Origin of the sequence: Thioflexithrix psekupsensis, from assembly GCF_002149925.1 — a bacterium.
Taxonomy (GTDB): Bacteria; Pseudomonadota; Gammaproteobacteria; order Beggiatoales; family Beggiatoaceae; genus Thioflexithrix; species Thioflexithrix psekupsensis.
On sequence record NZ_MSLT01000012.1, the window covers coordinates 233,955 to 257,994 of the forward strand.

Consider the following 24,040-nt stretch of genomic DNA (forward strand, 5'->3'; position numbering starts at 1 on the left):
TACAGAATTTTAGGATTTTCAGAATTAAAAAATAAAAAATCTGTTTAAAATAAACGATTTGCAAGAATAAATTTTGAAAATTCTTGTGTCTGTAAATTCTGATTCTGACAAAATAAGGATTCTACGAACCCTATCTTTTTGGTAAAGTAACTATCAGCGGTTTTCGTATGATCTTGTTGTTCAAAAAATATCGTACAATCAATAACAGGTATTTTATTTTTAATATTTTTTTTGGTGAGTGTGTGATCGTCCAATTCTGCTTTTTCTACGTCCGTTAATATCAACTCCTCTTTTTCCGCGCTGCTTAAAATGCGATCAACCATAACCAAAGGTAAAACACAAATCACGTCACCGCATTGAATACGGACACCTTCACTACTCAATTTGGTGGCTAACTGTGGTAAATTGTCCCAACGAGATTGTGGATTGACCAAGGATAACGTAGAGTAGGTTTCTGGTTTGGCGAAGAATTCTCTGGCGTTGACGACTTCAATAATTTCTCCATTTTCAGTCAAATGCCATAAACTTTTTTGACCTGTAGGGGAAGTGGTCAAATGAAACTGATTTACTTTTTCTAAACGCGACACATGCTCTACAGCCAACACTGAAGGTTCATCTAAACCTCGTATTAAAATAGCTTGGCCTTCTTGATGATCCGTTTTTATACCCAATAAAGTGGCTAAAGAACGCGCAGGTAATAACACATCCTCAATACGAACTGCCCAATCCGCATCAGTATCAAATTTTCGCACAGCAAATAACTCATCAATTCCTTCAATGCGATCCACACTATCTGCCAATAAACCGATGGTATGATGGTTAGAAGAAACGAGTAGAATATAATTATTAAGGTTAAGATTACTTTGTAATTGAGAAAGTGTAGCAATATCTTCTTTTTGTGGTGGAATATAAGCCGTATCGTAACTTTTTATCCAAGGAAATATTTCATCAAATTTAAGTAATGGTATTTGAGAATCGGCATCAACTTTATTATCTCCGTCTTGAAAATGTATAAATCCAAGCACCTCATCTACCCGCAACGCCAAGTAGCCAGATGTGAGTTTAACGATGACCACTTTACCTTCGTTTTTACCCTCGAATCCCAACACTTGCGCCAAATTAAATTGTATTAATGGCAAATGATTAAACTGAATTAATCCTTCAATGGGCGGGGAAGTGAGAGGCAATGCTGTCAACGTACTGGCATGATCAACATACTGTACTTGTTCCAATGGAATTCCAAAAGTAATATTATTAACCACAACAGGCAAGATAGGTTCTGTTCTTTCTACAGTAGAAGGCAGTGCCAAATGCCACTGTGAGGCTTGCTCTTTATAAGTCATTTAAATATACCTTAATGATTTTTGGTATAGAATCTCTATTTCTTTCGCAGTATTTACTATAATGGAGAACTAGATTTATAGCAAGTCTACATTCATCAAAATAAAAAACTCAAGAAATATGTCTGCTACATCTCTCCCGCATAAATGTCATCAATCCGCTTGAAAATAAAAATTATTTAAAAACACTTTAGTACTGCTATAATGAAAAGTTTTATTAAGTACCTAAACGAAAATAATCCAAAGGAGCGACATCAATGTCATTAAGCACAGACGATAAAGTCAAAGAATTGCTATCACAATTAATTACTTTAATTCAAAACAATTTTCCTGAGATAGAAGCCGAGCAAATTACAGGATTTGCGCGGCTATTTTTTCATTATGTGGCCGCAGAAGATATTTTAGAACGGGACAATGCCACTGACCTTTACGGGGCAGTGATTAGTTATTGGAATTTTTGTCGTCAATTTGATGCCCAAAGCCATAAAATTCGCGTTTATAATCCGCAATTTGAACAAGACGGCTGGCAATCGCCACACACGATTATTAGCTTAATGGTGCAGGATATGCCGTTTTTAGTCGATTCTATTCGCATGGCGATTAATCGGCTGGGTTTTACCATGTATTTAATTATTCATCCTGTGGTGCAAGTGCGGCGGAATGATAAAGGTTATTTAATAGAATTATGTGGCGCGGAAGATCAGGATTATGATGCGAATCAACTCACTGATTTATCTCATGAAGCGATTATTCATGTTGAAATCGATCACCAAACCGAAGCCGCACAATTAACGGCGATTGTTCATGAAATTGAAACCACTTTAGCCGATTTAAAAATAGCGGTTTCTGATTGGCAGGCCATGCGCGAGCAATTGCGCACGATTTTACATGAATTAAAACGCAATCCACCTGTTATTGTCGAGCAGCAAAATATTCATGAAATTTATGAATTTTTGCATTGGTTATCGGATAATCATTTTACTTTTTTAGGTTATCGTGAATATCGTTTAACACAAAATGAAGACGGTGAAGATCAATTAATGATTGTGGCGAATAGTGGCTTAGGAATTTTGCGTAAAAACAGTGAAGCGCGTCCTTCTACGGGCTTTATGCAATTGCCTAAAACATTGCGCCAATTAGCCTATCAACCGCAATTATTATTGCTCACCAAAGCCACCACGCGATCTATTATTCACCGTCCCAGTTACATGGATTATGTGGGGATTCGTTTATTTGACGATAACGGACAAGTCATTGGTGAGAAACGCTTTTTAGGACTTTATACTTCGGTGGTTTATCATTGCAGCACGCGGCAAATTCCCGTGGTGCGGCAAAAAGTCATGAATGTGTTTAATAAAACAGGTTATCGCCACCAAACGCATCGCGGTAAAACCCTATTAAATATTTTAGAAACTTATCCACGAGATGAGCTGTTTCAAATCAGTGAAAATGATTTATTAAAAACGGTTTTAGGCATTTTACAATTACAAGAACGGCAGCGCATTCGTTTATTTGTGCGGCCAGATACTTATGGGCGTTTTGTTTCCTGTATTGTTTTCGTGCCGCGGGATCGTTATGACAGCCAAATTCGTAAAGCCATGCAACAAAAATTGATGACGGTTTTTCATGGTGATAATGTTGAATTTAATGTGCTGTTATCGGAATCAGTATTGGCACAAGTGCATTTTGTGATTCATACCACAAATGGAAATCTTTATTCTGATTATGATATTAAGCAATTAGAAAAGGAATTGTTTTTAATCACCAGAACGTGGAAAGATGATTTATTTGATGCCCTCATCGAATATCGTGGAGAAGAGCAAGGAACGCGCTTATTTCGCGCTTATGAAGACGCATTTCCTGTGGCATATTGTGAGGATTTTAACGCCCGTTATGCGGTTTATGACATTGAACGCATGGAAACTTTATCCGCACAACGTGATTTAAATCTCAGTTTATACCGTCCCATTACCACCTTAGATAATTCGTTGCGTTTAAAAACATTCCACGCGCATTCTCACTTATCTTTATCCGAAGTTTTGCCGATGTTAGAAAATATGGGCGTGCGGGTATTAAGCGAACGCAGTTATCATATTCAAGCCAAAAATCGCGCCTGCGTATGGATACAAGAATTCGGTTTATTACACGATGAAAAACGCGAATTAGATATTAAACAATTACAAGAAGATTTCCATGCGTTATTTTTACGGGTGTGGCAACGGCAAATTGAAAATGACGGTTTTAATCGCTTGGTGCTGCGTGGGCGCATGAAATGGCGGGAAATTGTGGTGTTTCGCGCTTATTATCGTTATTTAAAACAAACTGGGTTTAATTTCAGTCAAGTTTATATCGAACAAGCCCTAGCCAATCACCCGAATATTGCGCGTCTTTTACTTGATATTTTCCATATTCGTTGTAATCCTGATAAAACAGTCGATAAAGAAACTCGCGCCCAAGTTTTAAATACATTAGTAGAGCGAATGCGCGAATTATTAGATACAGTGAGCAGTTTAGATGAAGACCGCATTTTGCAGCGTTTTTATGCGTTAATGATGGCCACATTACGCACAAATTATTTTCAAAAAAATAAAGAAAACGAATTTAAACCTTATTTATCTTTTAAATTTGATCCCGCTAAAGTGCCTGATTTACCTGAACCGCGGCCGATGTTTGAAATTTTTGTTTATTCTCCGCGAATGGAAGGGGTGCATTTGCGGGGAGGAAAAGTGGCGCGGGGAGGATTGCGTTGGTCGGATCGTTATGAGGATTTTCGCACGGAAGTATTGGGCTTAGTCAAGGCGCAAAGAGTGAAAAATGCGGTGATTGTGCCTGTGGGTTCTAAAGGTGGATTTGTGGCGAAACAATTGCCGAATGAAAGCACTAAAGAAGCCATGCAACAAGAAGCGATTGCTTGCTATGAAACATTTATTTCTGGCTTATTGGATTTAACCGATAATTTAGTGAATGATCAGCTTATTGCGCCACCTGATTTAATTCGTGATGACGATGATGATCCTTATTTGGTTGTGGCAGCGGATAAAGGCACGGCCAGTTTTTCTGACATCGCCAATCGCGTGGCGCAGCAGTATCAATTTTGGTTGGGAGATGCTTTTGCCTCTGGCGGATCAGCGGGTTACGATCATAAAAAAATGGGCATTACGGCACGCGGCGCGTGGGAATCGGTTAAGCGACATTTCCGAGAATTGAATAAAAACATTCAAACAGAAGATTTTACCGTCATTGGAATTGGCGATATGTCGGGTGATGTTTTTGGTAATGGTTTATTATTATCACATCATATTCAATTAATTGCCGCATTTAATCATCAACATATTTTCTTAGACCCTAATCCTGATCCTGAAATTTCTTTTAAAGAACGACAACGTTTATTTCATTTACCGCGCTCTACTTGGGATGATTATGATAAAACGCGGCTGTCTAAAGGCGGCGGTATTTATAGTCGTCAAAGTAAGTCGATTGTTCTCTCTCCCGAAGCGCGAGAAACTTTGGATATTAAAGCCATTGCATTGACTCCGAATGAATTAATTAAAGCGATATTAGGCGCGCCTGTGGATTTATTATGGAATGGCGGTATTGGCACTTATGTCAAAGCGCGCCACGAATCGCATCAAGACGTTGGCGACCGTGCCAACGACGGTTTGCGCGTCAATGGCGGTGAATTGCGCTGTCGCGTGGTGGCAGAGGGCGGAAATTTAGGCTTTACCCAATTGGGACGCATCGAATTCGCACTGGCCGGCGGACGCATTAACACCGATGCAGTGGACAATTCGGGCGGAGTCGATTGCTCAGATCATGAAGTCAATATTAAAATTTTGTTTAATGGCGTATTAAATCACGGCGATTTAACGTTAAAACAACGCGATGAATTATTAGCCGAAATGACGCAAGATGTGGCACATTTGGTCATTCGTAATAATTATTTGCAAACGCAAGCGGTGAGTCTGTCTCATTTTATTGCGCCACAATTATTAGATGTGAATGCCCGTTTAATTAAAAAATTAGAGCAAAAGGGGCAATTGGTACGCGAATTGGAATTTTTACCCAGCGAAAAAGCTTTGACGGAACGGCGGGCTTTGCAATGTGGTTTAACGCGCCCTGAAATTTGTGTGTTATTGGCTTATAGTAAAATTGATTTGTACGATCAATTAATTGCTTCGGAATTGCCTGATTCGCCTGAATTAACGCCTTTATTAACGGATTATTTCCCGCCGCTATTGTCGCAACGTTTTCCTGAAGCCATGTTGCAACATCGATTGCGCCGCGAAATTATTGCCACTGAATTAACCAATAGAATCGTGAATTATGCGGGCAGTCCTTTTGTGTTTTTATTGCAAGAAGAAATGGGCTGTCATGCTGCGGAAATTGCGCGGCATTTTATGGCCGCGTGGGATATTTTTGACATGAGTCAATTATGGTCGGATATTGAGGCATTAGACAATCAAATTCCTGCCGAATTGCAACTGACATTGTTGTTAGAATGCCGCAAGTTAATTGAACGCACAACCCGCTGGTTATTGCGTAATCGTCGTCAATCCAGCATTAAAGATAATATTGCGACGTTAAAAGCAGGCGTGCAGCAATTAGCGCATGAATTATGGCAATTATTAGAGCCTAATTATCGCCAATTATTAACGGAAAAAATGCAGCAATGGACAGCACAACATGTGCCTGCGGCTTTGGCGCAGCGGGTGGTGGGATTGGCCTCTTGGGTGTCTGCTTTGGATATTGTGGAAGTGGCCAGTTGTGCAAATGTTCCTTTATTTCAAGTGGCTACGGTGCATTTTCATTTGGGAACACAGTTAAAATTGCATTGGCTGCGCGATCAAATTGGAGAATTGCCACGTGATGATCGTTGGACGGCATTATCGCGTGCCGCATTGCGGGATGAATTGTATCGAATTCATCGGGAATTAACGGTGAATTTATTGCAACAATTTGCCGATTCCAATACGGACATTCCGCAATGGATTGAGCAATGGACTATCGCCCATCAAATCCCTTTGATTCGCGTCACAGAAATCCTCACTGATTTAAGCCGAATTGAAAAACCCAATTCCGCGATGCTTTCTGTGGCATTGCGGGAAATTCGAGGAATTTTGTGAGGGATTAATTAGGCGATAATCAGTTTTTTTCTTTGGCGCAAAACAGTCTTATTTAATTTGAATGATTCGCCATAATATCGGCTACTATATAAGGGCAAGAATAACTAAAATCACCTGCAATTTGGGTTAATTGCTGTTCGGTTAATGGAAATTGAGAACGGTAAAAATTTCCCATTTGTTCGCATAATTGCTCACGTTGTTGATTGGCTTTATGAATATAAGGCAACATGACCGGATCATGTTGATATTTCTCCATATAGCGCGTTAAAGGATCAATTTCTTCTCGCACAATAGGACTGTTTAATAAAAATAAATCTCGACGATCACTTTGCAGGTGTAACGAATTCAAATGACTGGTTGAATGAGGAATATTTAATAACGCCACCTGAATTGGAAGGTCTTTTGGTGTTTGTTGGCAGGCAAATAATCCCGTTATCGCTAAGAAAATACTGGCGGTTTTTAAATAATAACACATCTCTATTTCCCCATTTTTTTCATTACTCTGCGGGATAAATTCTCCCGAATAAAAGAATTTATCCCAATAAAAATAATCTGTTTAACCCGCTAACGTATCCATGCGAATTCGTATCACCGATCCACTGATACCTTCTAAGGCTTCAATTTGGCTAATCGCTTGATTTAATTGTGCTTCTTGCACAGAATGCGTCAACATGACCACGGGAACTTTATCCGCACCGCCAACAGGCTCTTTTTGAATCAAAGCTTCAATACTAATGCCACATTGACCCAAAATCGTAGCCACTTGCGCCAATACGCCAACGCGATCCAAAGCCATCATGCGCAAATAATACGCTGTTTGCACCGATTCAATCGGCAGAATGGGGATTTCTGAAATACTATCAGGTTGAAATGCCAAATGGGGAACGCGATTTTCTGGGTCTGTCGTCAATGTCCGTACGACATCAACCAAGTCAGCCACCACCGCGGAAGCCGTCGGCTCTGCGCCCGCGCCCGCGCCGTAATATAAAGTCGAACCCACCGCATCCGCATGAATCAACACCCCATTCATCACGCCATCCACATTGGCCAATAAACGACGATACGGGATTAAAGTGGGATGCGCACGTAATTCAACACCTTCCGCCGTCCGTTTGGCAATACCTAAGTGCTTGATTCGATAGCCTAATTCCGTCGCATAACTGACATCTTCTGCGGTAATATTACTAATACCTTCAATATACACTTTGTCAAATTGCAAAGGAATACCAAACGCAATCGAAGCCAAAATGGTCAATTTATGCGCCGCATCAATGCCTTCCACATCAAAACGCGGATCCGCTTCAGCATAACCCAATTGCTGTGCTTCAGCCAACACGCTGTCAAAATCACGGCCTTTATCACGCATTTCAGTCAAAATAAAATTACTGGTGCCATTGATAATGCCGGCTAACCATTGAATTGAATTACCACTTAACCCTTCTCGGATCGCTTTGATCACGGGAATACCACCGGCGACGGCGGCTTCAAACGCGACCATGACCCCTTTTTGTTGTGCGGCGTTAAAAATTTCGTTGCCATGCAGTGCAATCAAGGCTTTATTGGCCGTCACCACATGTTTACCGTCGTTGATCGCTTGTAAAACTAAATCGCGGGCTAATGACGTTCCCCCAATCAGTTCTACAATAATCGACACTTCTGGATCGTTCACCACTTCCATCGGTTGGTTGGTTAAACGCAAAGATTGGGTATCACAAGGGCGAGGTTTATCTAAGGTGCGTGCGCTGGCGTGTGTCACAATAATTTCACGGCCAGCACGACGTGCAATTTCATGGGCATTTCTTCGTAAAACATTAAGCGTACCACAACCCACGGTGCCTAAACCTAAAATCCCAACTTTAACCGGTGACATCATGTTTGCCTTTTCCTTTTAGTTTGCCTATCGATAAATCGCCTAATTTCTATTTTTTAAATAAAGACCTGTGACATATTGCAGGTCTTTATTTTAAGAGTTTTAGGCTAAAATTTTGTCTTTTTTAAACATATCTCGAATGCCACGCAAGGCTTGACGGGTGCGATGTGGATTTTCGATTAATGCAAAACGCACATGCGTATCGCCATAACTGCCAAAACCAATGCCCGGTGACACCGCAACTTTGGCTTCTTGCAATAATTTTTTAGAAAACTCTAACGATCCCATTGCCCGATAAGGCTCTGGAATAGCAGCCCAAACAAACATAGTGGCTTTAGGGCTTTCCACATGCCAACCTAAATGGTTTAATCCCTCACACAATATATCGCGCCGCTCCCAATACATATCCCGAATTTCACGCACACATTCTTGCGAATCCTCTAATGCCGTAATGGCAGCCACTTGAATGGGCGTAAAAGTTCCATAATCGAGATAAGATTTCATACGCGCTAATGCCGCGACTAATGTTGAATTGCCACACATAAATCCAACACGCCAACCGGGCATATTATAACTTTTAGATAAAGAGAAAAATTCCACGGCGATTTCTTTGGCACCGGGAACTTGTAAAATAGACGGTGCCACATAACCATCGAATACAATATCGGCATACGCAATGTCATGCACAACCCAAATATTGTGTTCACGGGCGATGGCGACGACTTTTTCAAAAAAGTCTAATTCCACACATTGCGCGGTGGGATTACCGGGAAAATTTAACACCAACATTTTAGGACGCGGCCAAGAATCATTAATGGCCTTTTCTAATTCCACAAAAAAATCCACCTCCGGCACCATCGGCACATGCCGAATATCCGCCCCAGCAATCACAAAACCATAAGGATGAATCGGATAAGCTGGATTAGGCACCAGCACCGAATCCCCCGGCCCTGTCGTGGCCAAGGCCAAATGTGCCAGCCCTTCTTTAGAACCAATGGTGACAATGGCTTCCGTATCGGGATTTAACTCCACATTAAACCGCTGCGCATACCAACGAGTAATCGCTCGACGCAAGCGCGGAATGCCCTTAGACGCAGAATAACGGTGCGTATCCCGACGTTGTGCCACTTCCACCAATTTATCCACAATGTGCTTTGGCGTGGGCTGGTCGGGATTACCCATACCAAAGTCGATAATGTCCTCACCTCGCGCCCGCGCTTGCATTTTCAACTCAGTTACAATGCTAAACACATAAGGCGGTAAACGTTGAATACGTTGAAATTCTGCTTTCAAGATGATCTATTCCCTGTAAAAAATCAAAAATTTTGTTATCAAAAAACGAGCGTCTTATTCTCAATCGCTGGTATGCCATAGTTTAACGCATCTAAGCCACACTATTGTAGGCTGTATTAACAGAAAATTTGCAAGTTTATTGCATCGCTTCTCTTAACACAATGATAAGCTAAAGCCATTAAACTGTCTTGTTACTTGTGAGTCAAATTATGTTCGACAAACTGTCCATTTCTAACCAATTACGCTGGGGTATTTTATTATTGGTCATGCTGTGTTTACTGATGAGTGGTAGTTTATTACTTTATTTAAGCCAACAACAGCAATTACAACAAGCTGGCCGTTTACAAAATGCCCAAGCGGCAGCGGTGGCGCGGCAAATTGGTTTATATGCGGTGGATTTAACGGCTAAATTAAAATATGTGGCAAAAATTCAATCCCTCCTACAATTCCCCATAGAAACCCAAACTGCATTATTAACCGCCTTGTATCAACATCACGAAGCCTACGACAGTGTGGCGTTATTTAATCGGCAAGGAGAAATTATTTTATCGGTAGGGGCTTTTGATGCTTATTTAACAAAAGATTTAGTCCCTCATTCCACGTTACATCAGTTTTTAATGGATGGAGAAAAAAGTAATAAAAATAGTTTATTTTTACCTATAGAAATGCAGCAAGAAACTTCACAATTAATCAGTTATTTTGCGGTGATAGTTAATGATTCATTAAATAAAATAGATGGTTTATTAGTGGTGCGTTTTAACTTAGATTTTTTAAACTTCATTGTGTCGCAACTGAATATTGGACAACACGGTTATGCTTATATTTTAGACCGTGAACATCGTTTAATTGCGTATAAAGATCGTTTAGCCGAACAAATCGCAGATATTAAGCTACTGGATTCTTTTGAAAATAAATCTTTTTTACCTCATTTAAAACAATCGACTCGCCATGATTTATTGCGTTATCGGGGTTTAACTGGAGATAAGGTGGTGGGTGCGATTGCTGAAGTGCCATTAATGGCGTGGCAGGTGGTGACAGAATTACCAGAGCGAGAAGTACAATTAGAATTATATACGTTATTTATCAGTATGTTATTATCATTAATTGTGGCCATCATTTTTGCGGTATTATTAAGTTTGCGTTTTATTCGCCATTTAATTCGCCCGTTAAATACATTAACCCAAGCGGCCTCTCGCATTAGCGATGGGAATTTAAATATTCGGGTGCGCATCAATGCCAAGCATGAAATGGGCATTTTGGCACATACTTTTAATCAAATGGTGACGCAACTTCAGACTTTATTTGAGCAATTAGAAGAAAACATTGCCCGCGCCAATCACGCCAATCAGGCTAAAAGCACTTTTTTAGCGAATGTCAGTCATGAATTGCGCACACCATTGAATGCCGTATTAGGTTATGCGCAAATCTTGTTAAAAGACCCGCAATTAACCGAACAACAACGCAATGGATTAGAAGTCATTTTGCATAATGGACGCTATTTATTAACCTTGATCAGCGATATTTTAGACTTTTCTAAAATCGAATCAGGACGATTGCAATTATTAGAACAAGATTTTAATTTGCCTAATGTGTTAAAAAACTTAACCGTTTTATTTAAAGACCGAGCAGAAAGTAAAGGCTTAATTTTTCACGATCAAATCAGTGATCAATTACCCCAAGCAGTTTTTGGTGATGAACGGCGATTGCGGCAAATTTTAAGTCATTTATTAAGCAATGCGGTTAAATTTACCAGTGAAGGAGAGATTTATTTTCGCGTGCAAGCAGAAAATTATCACATTCGCTTTGACATTATTGATACGGGAATCGGCATTGCGGCCGAAGATATAGCGACGATTTTACAACCTTTTCAACAAATGAGTGATATTAACAATAAATCGGCGGGAACGGGTTTAGGTTTAGCCATGAGTTATCGCTTAATTCAAATGATGGGGGGAGAATTGCAAGTGGAAAGTAGGGTGGCACAGGGCAGTCGTTTTTACTTCACCTTGCCGCTAAAACCAGCGTTAGATGCTGCGTCAGTGGCGCATGATGTGGAAGAGATGCCTTTGCCTAAAATGCCGATGAGCGAACCTGCTCTTGATTCTCGTGAGGAATCTGAGCCGTTGCCTTTAACCAGTGAAGATGCCGAACAGCTTTATGACGCGGTGAATATGGGCGATATTACGGGAATTTTAAGCCAAATCGAAGCCCTCGCCCAACGAGACAGCCGCTTACAAGATTTTGCCGACCGAGTGCGCGCTTTGGCACAAGCCTTTGATGAAGAAGCGATTTGTCGTTTGATTGAACCGTATCGATAGAGGGTTAGTGGGGAAAATAGTTTTATTTAAACCATTAACGGTGTTGTCTGACCATTTTTGCTAAAAGTTTTGCTGCGTTTTTTATGTCTTCAGATTGATTAGGGTTAGATTTTTTTTCTAAACTAGCAATAAATACTTTTTCAGCCGTTGCATAAAAATAAACTCGTAAAGCGACTGGTGTATAAACCCTTAGTTCATATACTTTTGTTTTTTCATCAGGACTAACATCTTTTACCATTTGTTTATTAGGATATAAAAGAAATCCTTCACATTTAGCACGTTCAAATAAATTAAAAATAGACTCCTTTTCATCATTAGACAACAACGAAAATGCTTTTTCAAATTTACTTGAAAATTTAGCATTTAGTAATAGCTCAATTTTACTTAAAAAATTAGCATTGCAAAATGTTTGATTCTGGATATAGTCTTCAATAAAAGAAACATTGCATTTAAATTCTGACTCTTTCTCTGCACAAAATAGATTATTAATAAATAGTTTTTCGCTCCGATCTCTATTAACCAGTTCTAATTGATTAATTTTTAAATCATCGGATAATGCCACACTCAATAATAAACCATTTTGACGAGCAATTTGTAGCAAATATAAAACTTTTTTTTCTCCAGTTTCAGCAAGAAAAAAATAATCTTGTTCTAATAGTTTTTCTTCATCAATTAGACAAAATTTTTCTATTGGATATTTGATAAAGTAGGCATAAGCAAGCCTTTTCAGGTCTTTATTTTCTAATTTATCAATGGCTTCTGCCAATGAAAATTTTCCCAATGACAATTGTTCAGGCATTTTCTCTATAATAACACCTTTCTCAATTTTGAGTTTTTCATTGTCAAGTAAACGGCTATAAGCTATACCAAAAAGATAGGGTTCGTAGAATTCTTATTTTGTCAGAATCAGAATTTACAGACACAAGAATTTTCAAAATTTATTCTTGCAAGTCGCTTATTTTAAACAGATTTTTTATTCTTTAATTCTGAAAATCATGAAATTCTGTAAATTCTGATTCTGACAGAAAAAATTTTATGAATGACTTAATTTTGGTATATCAAAGTTTGAGAAAAATAGGCATTAAAAAGAGTGATATTTTCGCAATATGGCAATAATTCACTATTAAAGAAAAAAGTGTGCATTTTTACTCGTTAAGAATTAAAGAAGTTTACGTGCATTGATTTCAAATTGATCAAAAAAACCTTGAGGACAATTATCCATTCGGCCGTTTTCATCAATGTTGATTTTCTCAATTTCAGTGTTTGATTGATTATTCAATTCAAACCAATAAACTCTGAGCAGTTTATGAAAATCTTTTTTGCTATTTTTAGCATAAATCCGAATGGCATCAAACAAATGATCACTGTGTGTTTCAATGAGGATTTGTGTATTAATTTCTTTTGCTGCTTCAGCAGATAATGCAATAAGTTTTGCAATTTCAGTTTGCCCTCGCGGATGGAGATGCGCTTCAGGGTTCTCTATCATAATCATACAGTTAGGCTTTACGCTTGCCAATAATAAAGTGACAATTACAGGTAAAGTATAGCTTAATCCAAATCCCACATTTTTTGCTCTAAAGCCATTAAAAGTGGCGAAAGAACTGTCACTCAGTCTTTGCAGTTGATAATTAAATTTAACATTAGGAGAAACCAATTTTAACCATGCTTCTACGTTGTGACCAAAAGTCTCTCCTTTTGAAAAAGGATGTTGCATTGATTCTGGTAAAATTAGCTCACTATTTTCATCTATACATTTAAAAATATTCTCCCCTTTTCTACCTAAATCAAAATTATTTCCTGAGAAAATAGGCAGAAATAACTCAGAACCAAAACGGTCGGCTGAGATATAAATTAATTTAGGGAAATCACGGGGATTGTTATTCGGTTCTGATAAAGGAATTTTAAACACACAACCCTCTGTTGTTTCTGCGGTAACTTCCATGTATTGACAATACGGGTTTTTAAGTTCCTGTATATCACCATGACCATCTAATAAATACTCCTGTTGTTTTGCCATTTTTTCTAACATCAATAAGGCTTGAATAACACTGCTTTTGCCACAGCTATTTAAACCTGTCAGCAAAGTCAATGTCCCAAATTCAATGTTATCTAGCACAAAAGATTTAAAACCATCTAATTCAAGGTGATTGATCATTGAATAAATTTCTCTATCAAATTAATAATTTTTGAAAATCGCTCTTTTACTGCTGGCACTTTCAGCGCATCTCTTGAGATATAAAATTGAAAGTCTATATCTTCAAGAAGTAAATTATATTCGTTGTGCAATTGTTGCTTGTGGTCAAGCAGTTGATAAAACTGTTGTTCTGTCAGTTTTGATAAGGACACACTCCACATTTCAAATAAGGCTTTATTAATGGGTTTTCTGGGATTTTCGCCGTAGCTGCGTCTGAAAGTATGCTTGTCAAATAAACGATAAGCCCGAACCATCGCACTTTTAAAAGCAGAGCGGATGTTTTCTACATTTTCTATTTGAATATTTAGATTTTTTAAATTATCTACTTTTTCTAAATAAGGAAGATTATTTTCTCTGAGCAGTTTTTTAAAATCCCGATTATTAAAATCAGGATAGGCATTAATAATAATCATGGTGTTACTTAGAAATGTATCAACAGAAATGGCTTTCTTAAAATCAGTATAATCTCTCACCCAAAAAGCCAAAAAACGCAGAATAAGTTCTTTATCCTCCATTCTTTCCGTTTTCACAGAAAAGCCAGTGGCTTGCTCAAATTCAGAGTATGCAGCCAGTTCGTTTAATAATTTTGTAGAATAGCCGATATATAAAGCATTACGTATTTCTTGCGCGCTCAGTGGCTCGCCGCCTGTATTGATTCGCTTAAAAATATTACGCTTAACTTCTTCTGGAGTATTGGGTTCAATAATGGTGAAGTTAAACTCGGTTTCTAAAATTCGATTTTGTAAATTAATAGGTAGCTCATTAAATGTTTTTCCATTAAAATCCTTCCAAAACTCTAATCGAAACAATGGAAAGCCATTTCCCTTGTCTATCTCTTTTCTATCCTTTAAAAAACGCCCACCCAAAATAAAATCTCTCAAGGTACTTAATCGTTGTAGTCCATCAATAACTGTTAAATAACCTTTCTCATCTTCAGAAACATAGAACATAGGTAGTGGGATTTTAAGCATTAATGATTCTATTAACTGTGATTTTTTGTCTTCTTCCCAGACTTCTCTACGCTGAAAATCAGGGTTTAAATTGATTGTGTTTTGCACCAATCGACGCAAAATAGTTTCCATTGCAATAACTTTTGATTTAATAGAAATATCATCAGGATTGAATGGATCGCCACTGAGTATTTCTTCTAATTCAATATCTTGTTTCGATTGTTTGACTCTTTGCATATCTACTCGTGCCTGTTCAAACCAATCTGCTAAGTGCTGATGAAAATGGGCAAAACGGGCTTCATCTTCGGGTTCAAACCACGTTGAACTGGGGCCAATGAACTGTGCTGCGGCTTTAAACAAATTTTCTACCGTGACCCGCTCAACTTCTTTGAGATAACGTCCTTCTTGAATGGTACGGTAATAAACTGTTAATGCGTGGGGTTGTTGAAAACGCACCCAACCATCGCTGTAAGGGACAATTTTCCATACCGTTTTAAAATCATTAATGTGAATGCACTCCACATATTGTACTCGATACGCCCCAAACACATAATCTTTGCTATGGGTATTAATTTTACTGATGCCACGCGGTTCTTGAAACTGTTTACCCCAAAATAACATAATTTGATTATTTAAAGCTTCAGGATAACGTTCTAATAACCAACCAATTCCTAAGTCATCAATTAAACAATATGGCGTTCCTTCTTCATACACATGAATGTGATAACAACGTGGGTCTCCTTGTTGACAATAATCAATACGAAATTGTTGTTTTGCTGAACAATTCCATGTTTCGGCATTGCGACAAATGCTACCATCCCAACCTTGCCGATGTGAATTAATCGTACAACCCACAGCATTTCCAGCCGTAATAAAGTTCATTGTGTTTTTATCTCTGTAATAATTAGAAAAATAATAAAATATTTCAAATTTAAAACTAAGCGGTCAGCATATATTACAACATTTAATTTCACCGCGCCCCATTCTGCTCTAAAAACTCACGTACTTTCTGTTCTCGCCCTCGAATTAACTGTGGCAATAGGCTTTCATAATGGGTGATTTTTTGCAGAATTTGTGCTTGATTTTGATAATAATCTTTAATTAAAGGTAAAGGATCAGTACTCATATCATTAATTTTAACTTCTAAATGCAATTGTGCTTCTACTGCATTTCCCGCGGGGCCGCGAATATAACCAACAATATCCCCTTGTTGTAAAGTTTGTCCTTCTTGCACCGCAATGTCTTTTAAATGCACATAAACCGTATAAAGTTGATTGCCGTGATGTACCTTAACATAAGCACCAGATAAACGGCTATGCGTGGCGCGAATCACCACGCCATCAGCCATCACAAAAACAGGCACATTATCCACATAAATATCGTAACCCAAATGTGGCCGCGATTTACCCAACCAATCATCCCGTTTAGAGCCAAAATGCGGCAAACCATCGCGCACCACATCTTGCGGCACATAACCAATTGAACGATCTAAAAAATCCTCAATGCGCATATTCGGTAATGGCATTAAAAAAGTTTTATTTTGTAAAGTAAATAAAGTAGGCAAAGTCATTTTTTCTAATTGATTTAAAGCGTTTAAATTTAATTCGCTTTGTTGCTTTAATAAATTGTGGCAACGAGGAAAACAAATCTGATATAAATTTTCCTGTTCATCAATTTCAAAAGCATAATCCTGTGCCAAAGCAAATTGAATGATGACTTGCGCCCGTTGCGAATCGTCAGACAGCCAGTGTAAATTCGTAATCGCTTTGTCTAACAAAAGCAAACGTCCTTCCGTCGCCTGACACGCCGTAAAAGATAAGATTAAACGCTGTTCTTCGCGCACAAGCGATTGCGCTTGACAGCCCGTGTGCCGAATAACAATGCGCGATTGTTCAAAAGTAACTGCCGTAATTTCAGCCGCAAATCCTGAAGAAAATGAAAAAATAGCCCCTAATAATAACAGGCGAAGAAAAAACATCATCATGGTTGTATTTGCGCCTCATTGGATGGAGATTGACAATCAAAATTCTGCATTAGAAAACGAGAATGTACCCATCCCACCGTGCCTTCATAATTAATCATCACCCACAATTGAGGCCCACGCGCATTAAACACAAAATGCGAACGATCTAAATAACGAATACAATCAGCATCGCGTGGAATTTTACCAGCAAAACTTCCTAAATCACCGGGATAATGACGAATATTTAACACATCTCCCGGTGCCACATTATCCACTTTATAATATTTAATAAAATGCGCTTCTCCTTGTTCTTTCTTAAATTTTTCTTTATCCAAAGCGAGAGCTTGATCCGAAAATCGCATGAGTAAATTTAACATTTCATCTACTCTTTTCTTTTCTGCATCTAATTGGGCAAATTGAGTGCGCAAAGTGGCTAATTCATTCTCATAAGATAAGCGTAATTGATGCTCAGTTTTCCATTTTTCATCCAAATATAAAAACAGCGTAATGCCAGACATCATCAATGCCAATATGAATAAAACCAACGAAGAAGTCAGCCAGCGTTGCACAAGGGGATGTTCTGATTTTCCGAAGGCTTTATTTCTATTGCCATTTTTAGCAGGCGAGGCCGCATGAGCCAGCGAAGACAGCCGATAAGACGGACGATCAGCCAATAATGCCGCTCGCCATTCGGCAATCGATTGCGGACGTTTTTCTTCGGTGGGTTGCAATGCCCAATCAATAGCCGCTAGAATTTGCGTTGAATAACGTCCTTCTCCGATTTCTTTAGCGGGAATTAAAGGGTCTTTAATCACACGCCGCGTAGCTGGCATTGGCGGTTCACCATTCACCATAAAATAAGAAACCGCCCCCAACGCATAAATATCCGTCCAAGGCCCTTGTGCTTCTCGCTCATTATCATATTGTTCTAATGGCGCATATCCCGGCGTAACAATACTGGTGACAATACTGCGTTCTTGATTCATGGAATAACGCGCCGAACCAAAATCTAATAGCACAGGAGAATTATCACTGCGAATATAAATATTATTAGGCTTAATATCGCGGTGTAATAAACCTGCCTCATGGACTTTTTCTAAACCATCTAATAAAGGTAATAAAATGGCTAAAAATTCTTCCTCAGTCAGCGTGCCTTTGCGTTTGATATAATGGCTTAAATTTTCCCCATTTTGGTATTCCATAACCATGTAGGCTGTGCCATTGGCCTCAAAATAACGCAATACACGAACCACATTGGGATGATGAAACCGCGCCAATGCCCGCGCTTCCGCCACGAATCGCTCCAATCCCCAACGAAACGAAGGCGCATCAGAATCCGAACGCATTTGCACCGTGCTAATTCCTTCGCGCACCGCAAATTCACTGGGCAAATACTCCTTAATTGCCACCCGTTGTTGTAAATGGGTGTCTGTGGCTAAATACGTGATACCAAAACCACCGGGATTGCCCAAAACAGACTCAATTTGGTATTCATTTAACCAAAAACCATGCGGCAACGCATGACGATGCAATGCAGGCGAGGCAACAGTATGATTTTCTTGTGGATTTTCTTGCGGGGGGTGCGACATATTTGAAGTCAAGGTGAAACATCCTCCTAGTTGATAGGGGAATTTGTTGAATAATCAATTCATGAAACATTTTAAATATAACACAATCAACCAATCAATATGCGTCATTCTAACATTCAACAAGCATTGAAAACAGCTTATTCTCTGCTGAATTCTTATGAAACAGCGACATTAGAAAGTGAGATTCTATTAGGTTTTATTTTAGAATGCAGTCGCAGTCAATTAAGAGCTTATCCAGAGCGAACATTAACCCCAGCCCAATATGAACAATTTATCAATTTAATTCATGCTCGTGCAGAGGGTGTTCCGATTGCTTATTTAACAGGGCAACGTGAATTTTGGTCATTGCCCTTAATCATCACCAATAACACTTTAATTCCGCGTTCTGATACAGAATTATTGGTTGAATTAGCACTGTGTTATTTACCGAAAGATAAACCTACCAGTTTATTTGATTTAGGGACAGGCAGTGGTGCGATTGCTTTAGCCATTGCTTATGAGCGCGCCAATTGTCAAATTATTGCCACTGATTTGTCGCTAGAAGCCCTTACCATTGCACAACAAAATGCGGTTATTTTACGATTATTGAATATCCAGTTTCAACAAGGAAATTGGTTTGATGCGCTTATGGGTAAAAAGGCTGATTTAATCGTGAGTAATCCACCTTATTTAGCCCCTGATGATCCGCATTTACAACAAGGTGATTTGCGTTATGAACCGCCATCTGCTTTAATTGCGCCACAAAATGGATTAGCTGATTTAATCACGATTATTCATCATGCGCCCTTTTTTTTAAATGCGCAAGGGTGGCTATTATTAGAACATGGTTATCAACAAGGACAAGCGGTACGTCACGAATTAATTAAAGCGGGTTTTCAACAGGTACAAACCCATAAAGATTATGCGCAACATGAGCGGGTTTCTTGCGGACAAATGCCGTAATTTTTTTATAAAAAAGGAGTCACTAAACGACAAATTGCATCCGTATCATAATGTTCAATATGGTAGCGAATGTGTTGAATTAAATGGGCTGATGCACTTTGTTCTGTTTCCATTTGAGTTAAGTAAAATAATAAACTGTCAATATCTCCCATCATGGCCAATTCGTGTAATTTAGCTGCAGATTTGGGGAGTAAAAAAGAAGAGGAATCATGAGTTATTTCTGAAGTTAATGCGACGGAATCGGGAGTCAATTTTTCTGGGCTGGTGGGCGTTTCATAATGCCAAGTTAAATCCAATTGTCTTTGTAAACAAGCCAGCAATTGATCGGCATTAATGGGTTTAGGAATAAATTCATCACAGCCCGCTTTTAAACTGCGTTCACGGTGATAATCAAAAGCACTGGCTGAGGCAGCAATAATTTTAATGAATTGGAGTTGTTGATTACTGCGCAATTGTTGTGTGGTCATAAAGCCATCCATATCAGGCATAATTAAATCCATAATAATTAAATCGGGTAATTTTGCTTGTGCAATGGTCAATGCTTCCGCCCCCGTATAAGCGGCCAGAATATTAAAATGTAACGGTTCTAATAAATGTTTACACACCAATTGATTAAAATGCTGATCATCCACCACTAAAATAGTTTTTTTATTGCCATTATAACCAATAATTTTAGGCTGATGATTATCACTCTCAATAAATTGTTGGATAATGGGAAATTTAACCGAAAAACTAAAGCGACTGCCCAGATTCAATTGACTTTCTAAGTGCAGTTTTCCACCCATCATTTCCACTAATTTCTTAGTAATGGCTAACCCCAAGCCTGTGCCTTCGGCATGGTGCTGTCTGGTGCTAATTTGTTGAAAAGGAAGAAAAATTTCTTTTTGCAACTCTGATGGAATACCAATACCCGTGTCTTCTACGGTAAAATACAATTGCCTATAATGGGTTGTATTTATTTTATTTTCTAAAGAGAGATAAAGCGAGTTTTCAGCGTCGTTTATTGTATTTTCTGACATGTCGCTGCGAATAGAAAAAACCACCCCCCCGCGTTCTGTAAACTTTATCGCATTGCTTAACAAATTCATTAAAATTTGCCGTAAACGTTTTTCATCGGCATGAATGGCAATGGGCAGAGTATTTGATTGTTTAAATTCAAATTTAATTTGTTTTTGCTCGGCGCGCATTTTAAATAAATCCACAACCCCCGTTAAAAAACGACCAAAATGAAAATCGCTGGGATATAATTCCATTCTTTCCGCTTCAATTTTGGATAAATCTAAAATATCACTAATCAGTGTTAATAAATATTCTCCGCTGCGATGAATCACTTCAATGCCTTCTTGTTGATTCTTATTTAAAGTAGAGTCCCGTTTTAAAATTTGGGTATAGCCTAAAATTCCATTTAATGGTGTGCGCAATTCATGGCTCATACTGGCTAAAAAACGACTTTTAGCACGGTTAGCACTTTCGGCTAATTCTTTGGCTTTTTGCAGCTCTAATTCAGTCTTTTTACGATTACTAATATCTTGTATTTGGCTGATAATAGAAATCGGATTGCCTAGCGAATCTTGGCGTAAGTAAGAATTTAAAATACCATAAACCACATAGCCTAATTTATGAATATAACGAATTTCTTCTTGATGGCGTTTAATTTTACCACTGATTAAATGTTCCCAATGTAAACGATTTAATTCTGCGTCATCATTCCAAGTAATGTTTTTAAAATTAAGGTGCATTAATTCATTGCGGGTATAGCCTAAAAATTTGCATAAAGACGCATTTACATCCAAAAAATTACCTTCTATAGAAACCTCAGCCATACCAATAGGCGCAAAATGAAATAAATCCCGAAAACGCGATTCACTTTCACGCAGAGCTTCCTCGGCTTGTTTTTGTACCGTAATGTCAATCACCACGCCAATAATACGCACCAATTCGTGGCATTCGTTACGCACGTTATAACCGCGCAATAGCATCCAACGCAGAGAATTATCACCATGATAAATGCGAAATTGAAACTCGTTATAAGCAGGCACCCATTCGGTTAAATCAGTAAAACTGAGTTCTTCAAATATCCATAAATCTTCATGATAAATGAGCTTTAACCATGCTGAGTGAGAATGAGGTAATGTTTTTTCATCATATCCCAAATGTTTTTTTAAATGAGGGTCAATATAAAAGCTATCTTCCTCCAAATGCCAATCTAAAATTCCCGATTGGGTGGCTTTGGCTAATTTTTCGTAACGATGTTGTAAAATACGATAACGAGACTCAATGGGTAAATGAGGATTAGGGAGACAATAAATCCTTGCTTGCTCATGTTGATGCGTTAAAATAAGCAGTTCTATGGGATAATTAAAAAAAGTCGTTAATTGTCCATAATAACGCCATGCGCCATGTAATTGGGCTTGTTGAATGGCTTGCTTTAATTGATGCAATGAAAACGGATCATGAATTTCCATAAGTTCGGCTAAGTTTTTATGCAATAGCTGTTCTTTTTTGTAACATTTCCATAATGCTAATGCAGCTTCATTACAGTCAATAATAACTAACGTCTCCACGTGCAATGTTAAAATTGCAACTGGTTTCTCTGAAAAAATCTCAGGATTCATGTCAGGCATAATTTCAATCATTAAAGTTGCCTTAGATTTTGAATGATTTGGTTATTTAACCCAGTATAGAAAAAGAATACAATTCTATTCTTAAAAGAATTTTCCCTCTTTGTCTATGATTTGGGTTAAGTATGGGTTTTAAAATGGGGATTGCGTTTATTGGTTGAATTTCCTTTGCGTTAATGAAAAGATAACTTCAGCGGGGTGGGAAATCAGGGTTTAATCCTATCCTGTGATTTATATTTTTTCTTTAAAATGAGGATGTTCAATGATTCAAGATACCCCTTTACGCATTGCCAATCGTGATTACCGCTCTCGTTTACTGGTGGGGACGGGCAAATATCGGGATTTGGAAGAAACCCAACAAGCCATTCTTGCCAGTGGGGCGGACATCGTGACAGTTGCCATTCGTCGTACAAATATTGGGCAAGACCCAAAACAACCTAACTTGTTAGATGTCTTGCCGCCCGATCAGTATACCATTTTACCGAATACTGCGGGCTGTTATACCGCAGATGATGCGGTGCGCACGTGTCGGCTGGCGCGAGAATTACTGGACGGACATGATTTGGTTAAATTGGAAGTATTGGGAGATGAGAAAACTTTATTTCCCGATATTATGGAGACTTTAATTGCCGCTAAAATTTTGGTAAAAGAAAATTTTAAAGTGATGGTTTATACCAATGATGATCCGATTGTGGCAAAGCGTTTTGAAGAATTGGGATGTGTGGCGGTTATGCCGTTGGCCGCGCCGATTGGTTCGGGTTTGGGGATTCGCAACCCTTTGAATATTTTAACGATTATTGAAAATGCTCACGTCCCCATTTTGGTGGATGCGGGGGTAGGCACGGCTTCTGATGCGGCGATTGCGATGGAGTTGGGTTGTGATGGGGTGTTGATGAATACGGCGATTGCAGCCGCTAAACAGCCTGTTTTAATGGCTTCGGCGATGAAAAAAGCCATTGAGGCAGGACGCGAAGCCTTTTTAGCGGGTCGAATGCCCCGCCGTCGTTATGCAAATGCTTCTTCTCCGATGGATGGATTATTTTTATAGTTCATCTTTCCATTAGTTACTTGTTTATCTCGTTGCCAAGTGCCACTTGGAAACGAGATGATACGGCCGTTGGGGGGTGTCGTCTTGCCGAAACAACCCTTTTTCTCCGAAAATATGCTAACTTGTTGCTGTCTTTAGGACAGTTTTGCGGTGAAAGACCCTTAATACCGCCCAATCGCGTTACAATAGCTCCGTTATAAACAACTTAGGAATTCGCATGTCGCAAGATGCCACCCGTCTCATTTGGATTGATCTCGAAATGACGGGACTCGATCCCCAGCGAGATACCATTATTGAAATTGCTACCGTCGTCACTGACGTTCATTTGAATTTGATTGCTGAAGGCCCTGTTATTGCGGTTCATCAACCCGATACGGTGTTGAGCGGCATGGATGAATGGAATACTAAACAACACGGGCAATCGGGTTTAATCCGGCGTGTCCGCGACAGCCGTATTGATGTCGCCACGGCCGAGAAAAATACGATTGCGTTCTTACAACAACACATTCCCCCACAAACCTCGCCCATGTGTGGTAATAGTGTGTGTCAAGATCGGCTGTTTTTAAATCGTTACATGCCGCAATTGGAAAAATACTTTCATTATCGACAAATTGATGTCAGTTCTATTAAGGAATTGGCACGCCGTTGGCGGCCGAGTTTGCCTGATTTCTCCAAAGATTCTCAACATTTGGCTATGAAAGATATTCACGAATCCATTGCTGAACTTAAATATTATCGTGAACGTTTTCTTAAACTAGACTTTTAAATAAACCAATTATTCATGCGAAT

At 38.8% G+C, this 24,040-nt stretch carries 15 protein-coding genes; 5 read left to right on the plus strand and 10 right to left on the minus strand.

Annotated elements, in window-relative coordinates:
- Positions 1–44: 44 nt before the first annotated feature.
- Complete coding sequence (locus tag TPSD3_RS06195; protein ID WP_086487712.1) at positions 45–1,343, minus strand: chemotaxis protein CheW; 1,299 nt, start codon at positions 1,341–1,343, stop codon at positions 45–47.
- A 254-nt stretch (positions 1,344–1,597) separates the two neighbouring features.
- Between TPSD3_RS06195 and TPSD3_RS06200 the strand changes: the two genes are divergently transcribed.
- Entirely contained in the window at positions 1,598–6,463 is a 4,866-nt protein-coding gene (locus tag TPSD3_RS06200) for an NAD-glutamate dehydrogenase (protein ID WP_086487713.1), read from the plus strand.
- A gap of 52 nt (positions 6,464–6,515) precedes the next feature.
- Here the strand turns inward: TPSD3_RS06200 and TPSD3_RS06205 are convergent, their stop codons facing one another.
- The 3 genes from TPSD3_RS06205 to alaC all read right to left on the minus strand — a co-directional run bounded on the left by TPSD3_RS06205 (position 6,516) and on the right by alaC (position 9,626).
- Positions 6,516–6,938 (minus strand): hypothetical protein, encoded by a 423-nt coding sequence (locus TPSD3_RS06205; RefSeq protein ID WP_086487714.1) that lies wholly within the window; start codon positions 6,936–6,938, stop codon positions 6,516–6,518.
- Between the two features lie 81 nt (positions 6,939–7,019).
- The gene (locus TPSD3_RS06210; RefSeq protein WP_086488409.1) at positions 7,020–8,333 is read right to left on the minus strand and encodes a homoserine dehydrogenase; all 1,314 of its coding nucleotides are present in this window, start codon (positions 8,331–8,333) and stop codon (positions 7,020–7,022) included.
- A 102-nt stretch (positions 8,334–8,435) separates the two neighbouring features.
- Entirely contained in the window at positions 8,436–9,626 is a 1,191-nt protein-coding gene (alaC, locus tag TPSD3_RS06215) for an alanine transaminase (RefSeq protein WP_086487715.1), read from the minus strand.
- A gap of 209 nt (positions 9,627–9,835) precedes the next feature.
- Here alaC and TPSD3_RS06220 point away from each other — a divergent pair, with 209 nt between their 5' ends.
- Positions 9,836–11,944 carry a sensor histidine kinase gene (locus TPSD3_RS06220; RefSeq protein WP_086487716.1) on the plus strand — a complete coding sequence of 703 codons (2,109 nt, stop codon included), beginning with the start codon at positions 9,836–9,838 and terminating at the stop codon, positions 11,942–11,944.
- 34 nt (positions 11,945–11,978) lie between these two features.
- On the opposite strand, the gene TPSD3_RS06225 is transcribed toward TPSD3_RS06220, so the two are convergent.
- The 5 genes from TPSD3_RS06225 to TPSD3_RS06245 all read right to left on the minus strand — a co-directional run bounded on the left by TPSD3_RS06225 (position 11,979) and on the right by TPSD3_RS06245 (position 18,652).
- Positions 11,979–12,743 carry a hypothetical protein gene (locus TPSD3_RS06225; protein ID WP_086487717.1) on the minus strand — a complete coding sequence of 255 codons (765 nt, stop codon included), beginning with the start codon at positions 12,741–12,743 and terminating at the stop codon, positions 11,979–11,981.
- A gap of 360 nt (positions 12,744–13,103) precedes the next feature.
- The gene (locus TPSD3_RS06230; RefSeq protein WP_086487718.1) at positions 13,104–14,099 is read right to left on the minus strand and encodes an AAA family ATPase; all 996 of its coding nucleotides are present in this window, start codon (positions 14,097–14,099) and stop codon (positions 13,104–13,106) included.
- A complete protein-coding gene (locus TPSD3_RS06235) occupies positions 14,096–15,970 on the minus strand; it encodes a GmrSD restriction endonuclease domain-containing protein (protein WP_086487719.1) in 1,875 nt (624 codons plus the stop codon). Before TPSD3_RS06235 ends, TPSD3_RS06230 begins: the two co-directional genes overlap by 4 nt.
- 88 nt (positions 15,971–16,058) lie before the next feature.
- Positions 16,059–17,072 carry a M23 family metallopeptidase gene (locus tag TPSD3_RS06240; RefSeq protein WP_086487720.1) on the minus strand — a complete coding sequence of 338 codons (1,014 nt, stop codon included), beginning with the start codon at positions 17,070–17,072 and terminating at the stop codon, positions 16,059–16,061.
- Positions 17,069–18,652, minus strand: a complete 1,584-nt coding sequence (locus tag TPSD3_RS06245) for a serine/threonine protein kinase (RefSeq protein ID WP_140048501.1) — start codon at positions 18,650–18,652, stop codon at positions 17,069–17,071. Before TPSD3_RS06245 ends, TPSD3_RS06240 begins: the two co-directional genes overlap by 4 nt.
- Before the next feature lie 87 nt (positions 18,653–18,739).
- On the opposite strand from TPSD3_RS06245, the gene prmC reads away from it, so the two are divergent.
- Positions 18,740–19,582, plus strand: a complete 843-nt coding sequence (gene prmC / locus TPSD3_RS06250; RefSeq protein ID WP_086487722.1) for a peptide chain release factor N(5)-glutamine methyltransferase — start codon at positions 18,740–18,742, stop codon at positions 19,580–19,582.
- Between the two features lie 5 nt (positions 19,583–19,587).
- On the opposite strand, the gene TPSD3_RS06255 is transcribed toward prmC, so the two are convergent.
- Complete coding sequence (locus tag TPSD3_RS06255) at positions 19,588–22,218, minus strand: PAS domain-containing hybrid sensor histidine kinase/response regulator (protein WP_086487723.1); 2,631 nt, start codon at positions 22,216–22,218, stop codon at positions 19,588–19,590.
- 247 nt (positions 22,219–22,465) lie between these two features.
- On the opposite strand from TPSD3_RS06255, the gene TPSD3_RS06260 reads away from it, so the two are divergent.
- A complete protein-coding gene (locus TPSD3_RS06260) occupies positions 22,466–23,251 on the plus strand; it encodes a thiazole synthase (protein WP_086487724.1) in 786 nt (261 codons plus the stop codon).
- A 217-nt stretch (positions 23,252–23,468) separates the two neighbouring features.
- Positions 23,469–24,017 carry an oligoribonuclease gene (gene orn, locus TPSD3_RS06265; protein WP_086487725.1) on the plus strand — a complete coding sequence of 183 codons (549 nt, stop codon included), beginning with the start codon at positions 23,469–23,471 and terminating at the stop codon, positions 24,015–24,017.
- The last annotated feature ends 23 nt before the right edge of the window (positions 24,018–24,040 follow it).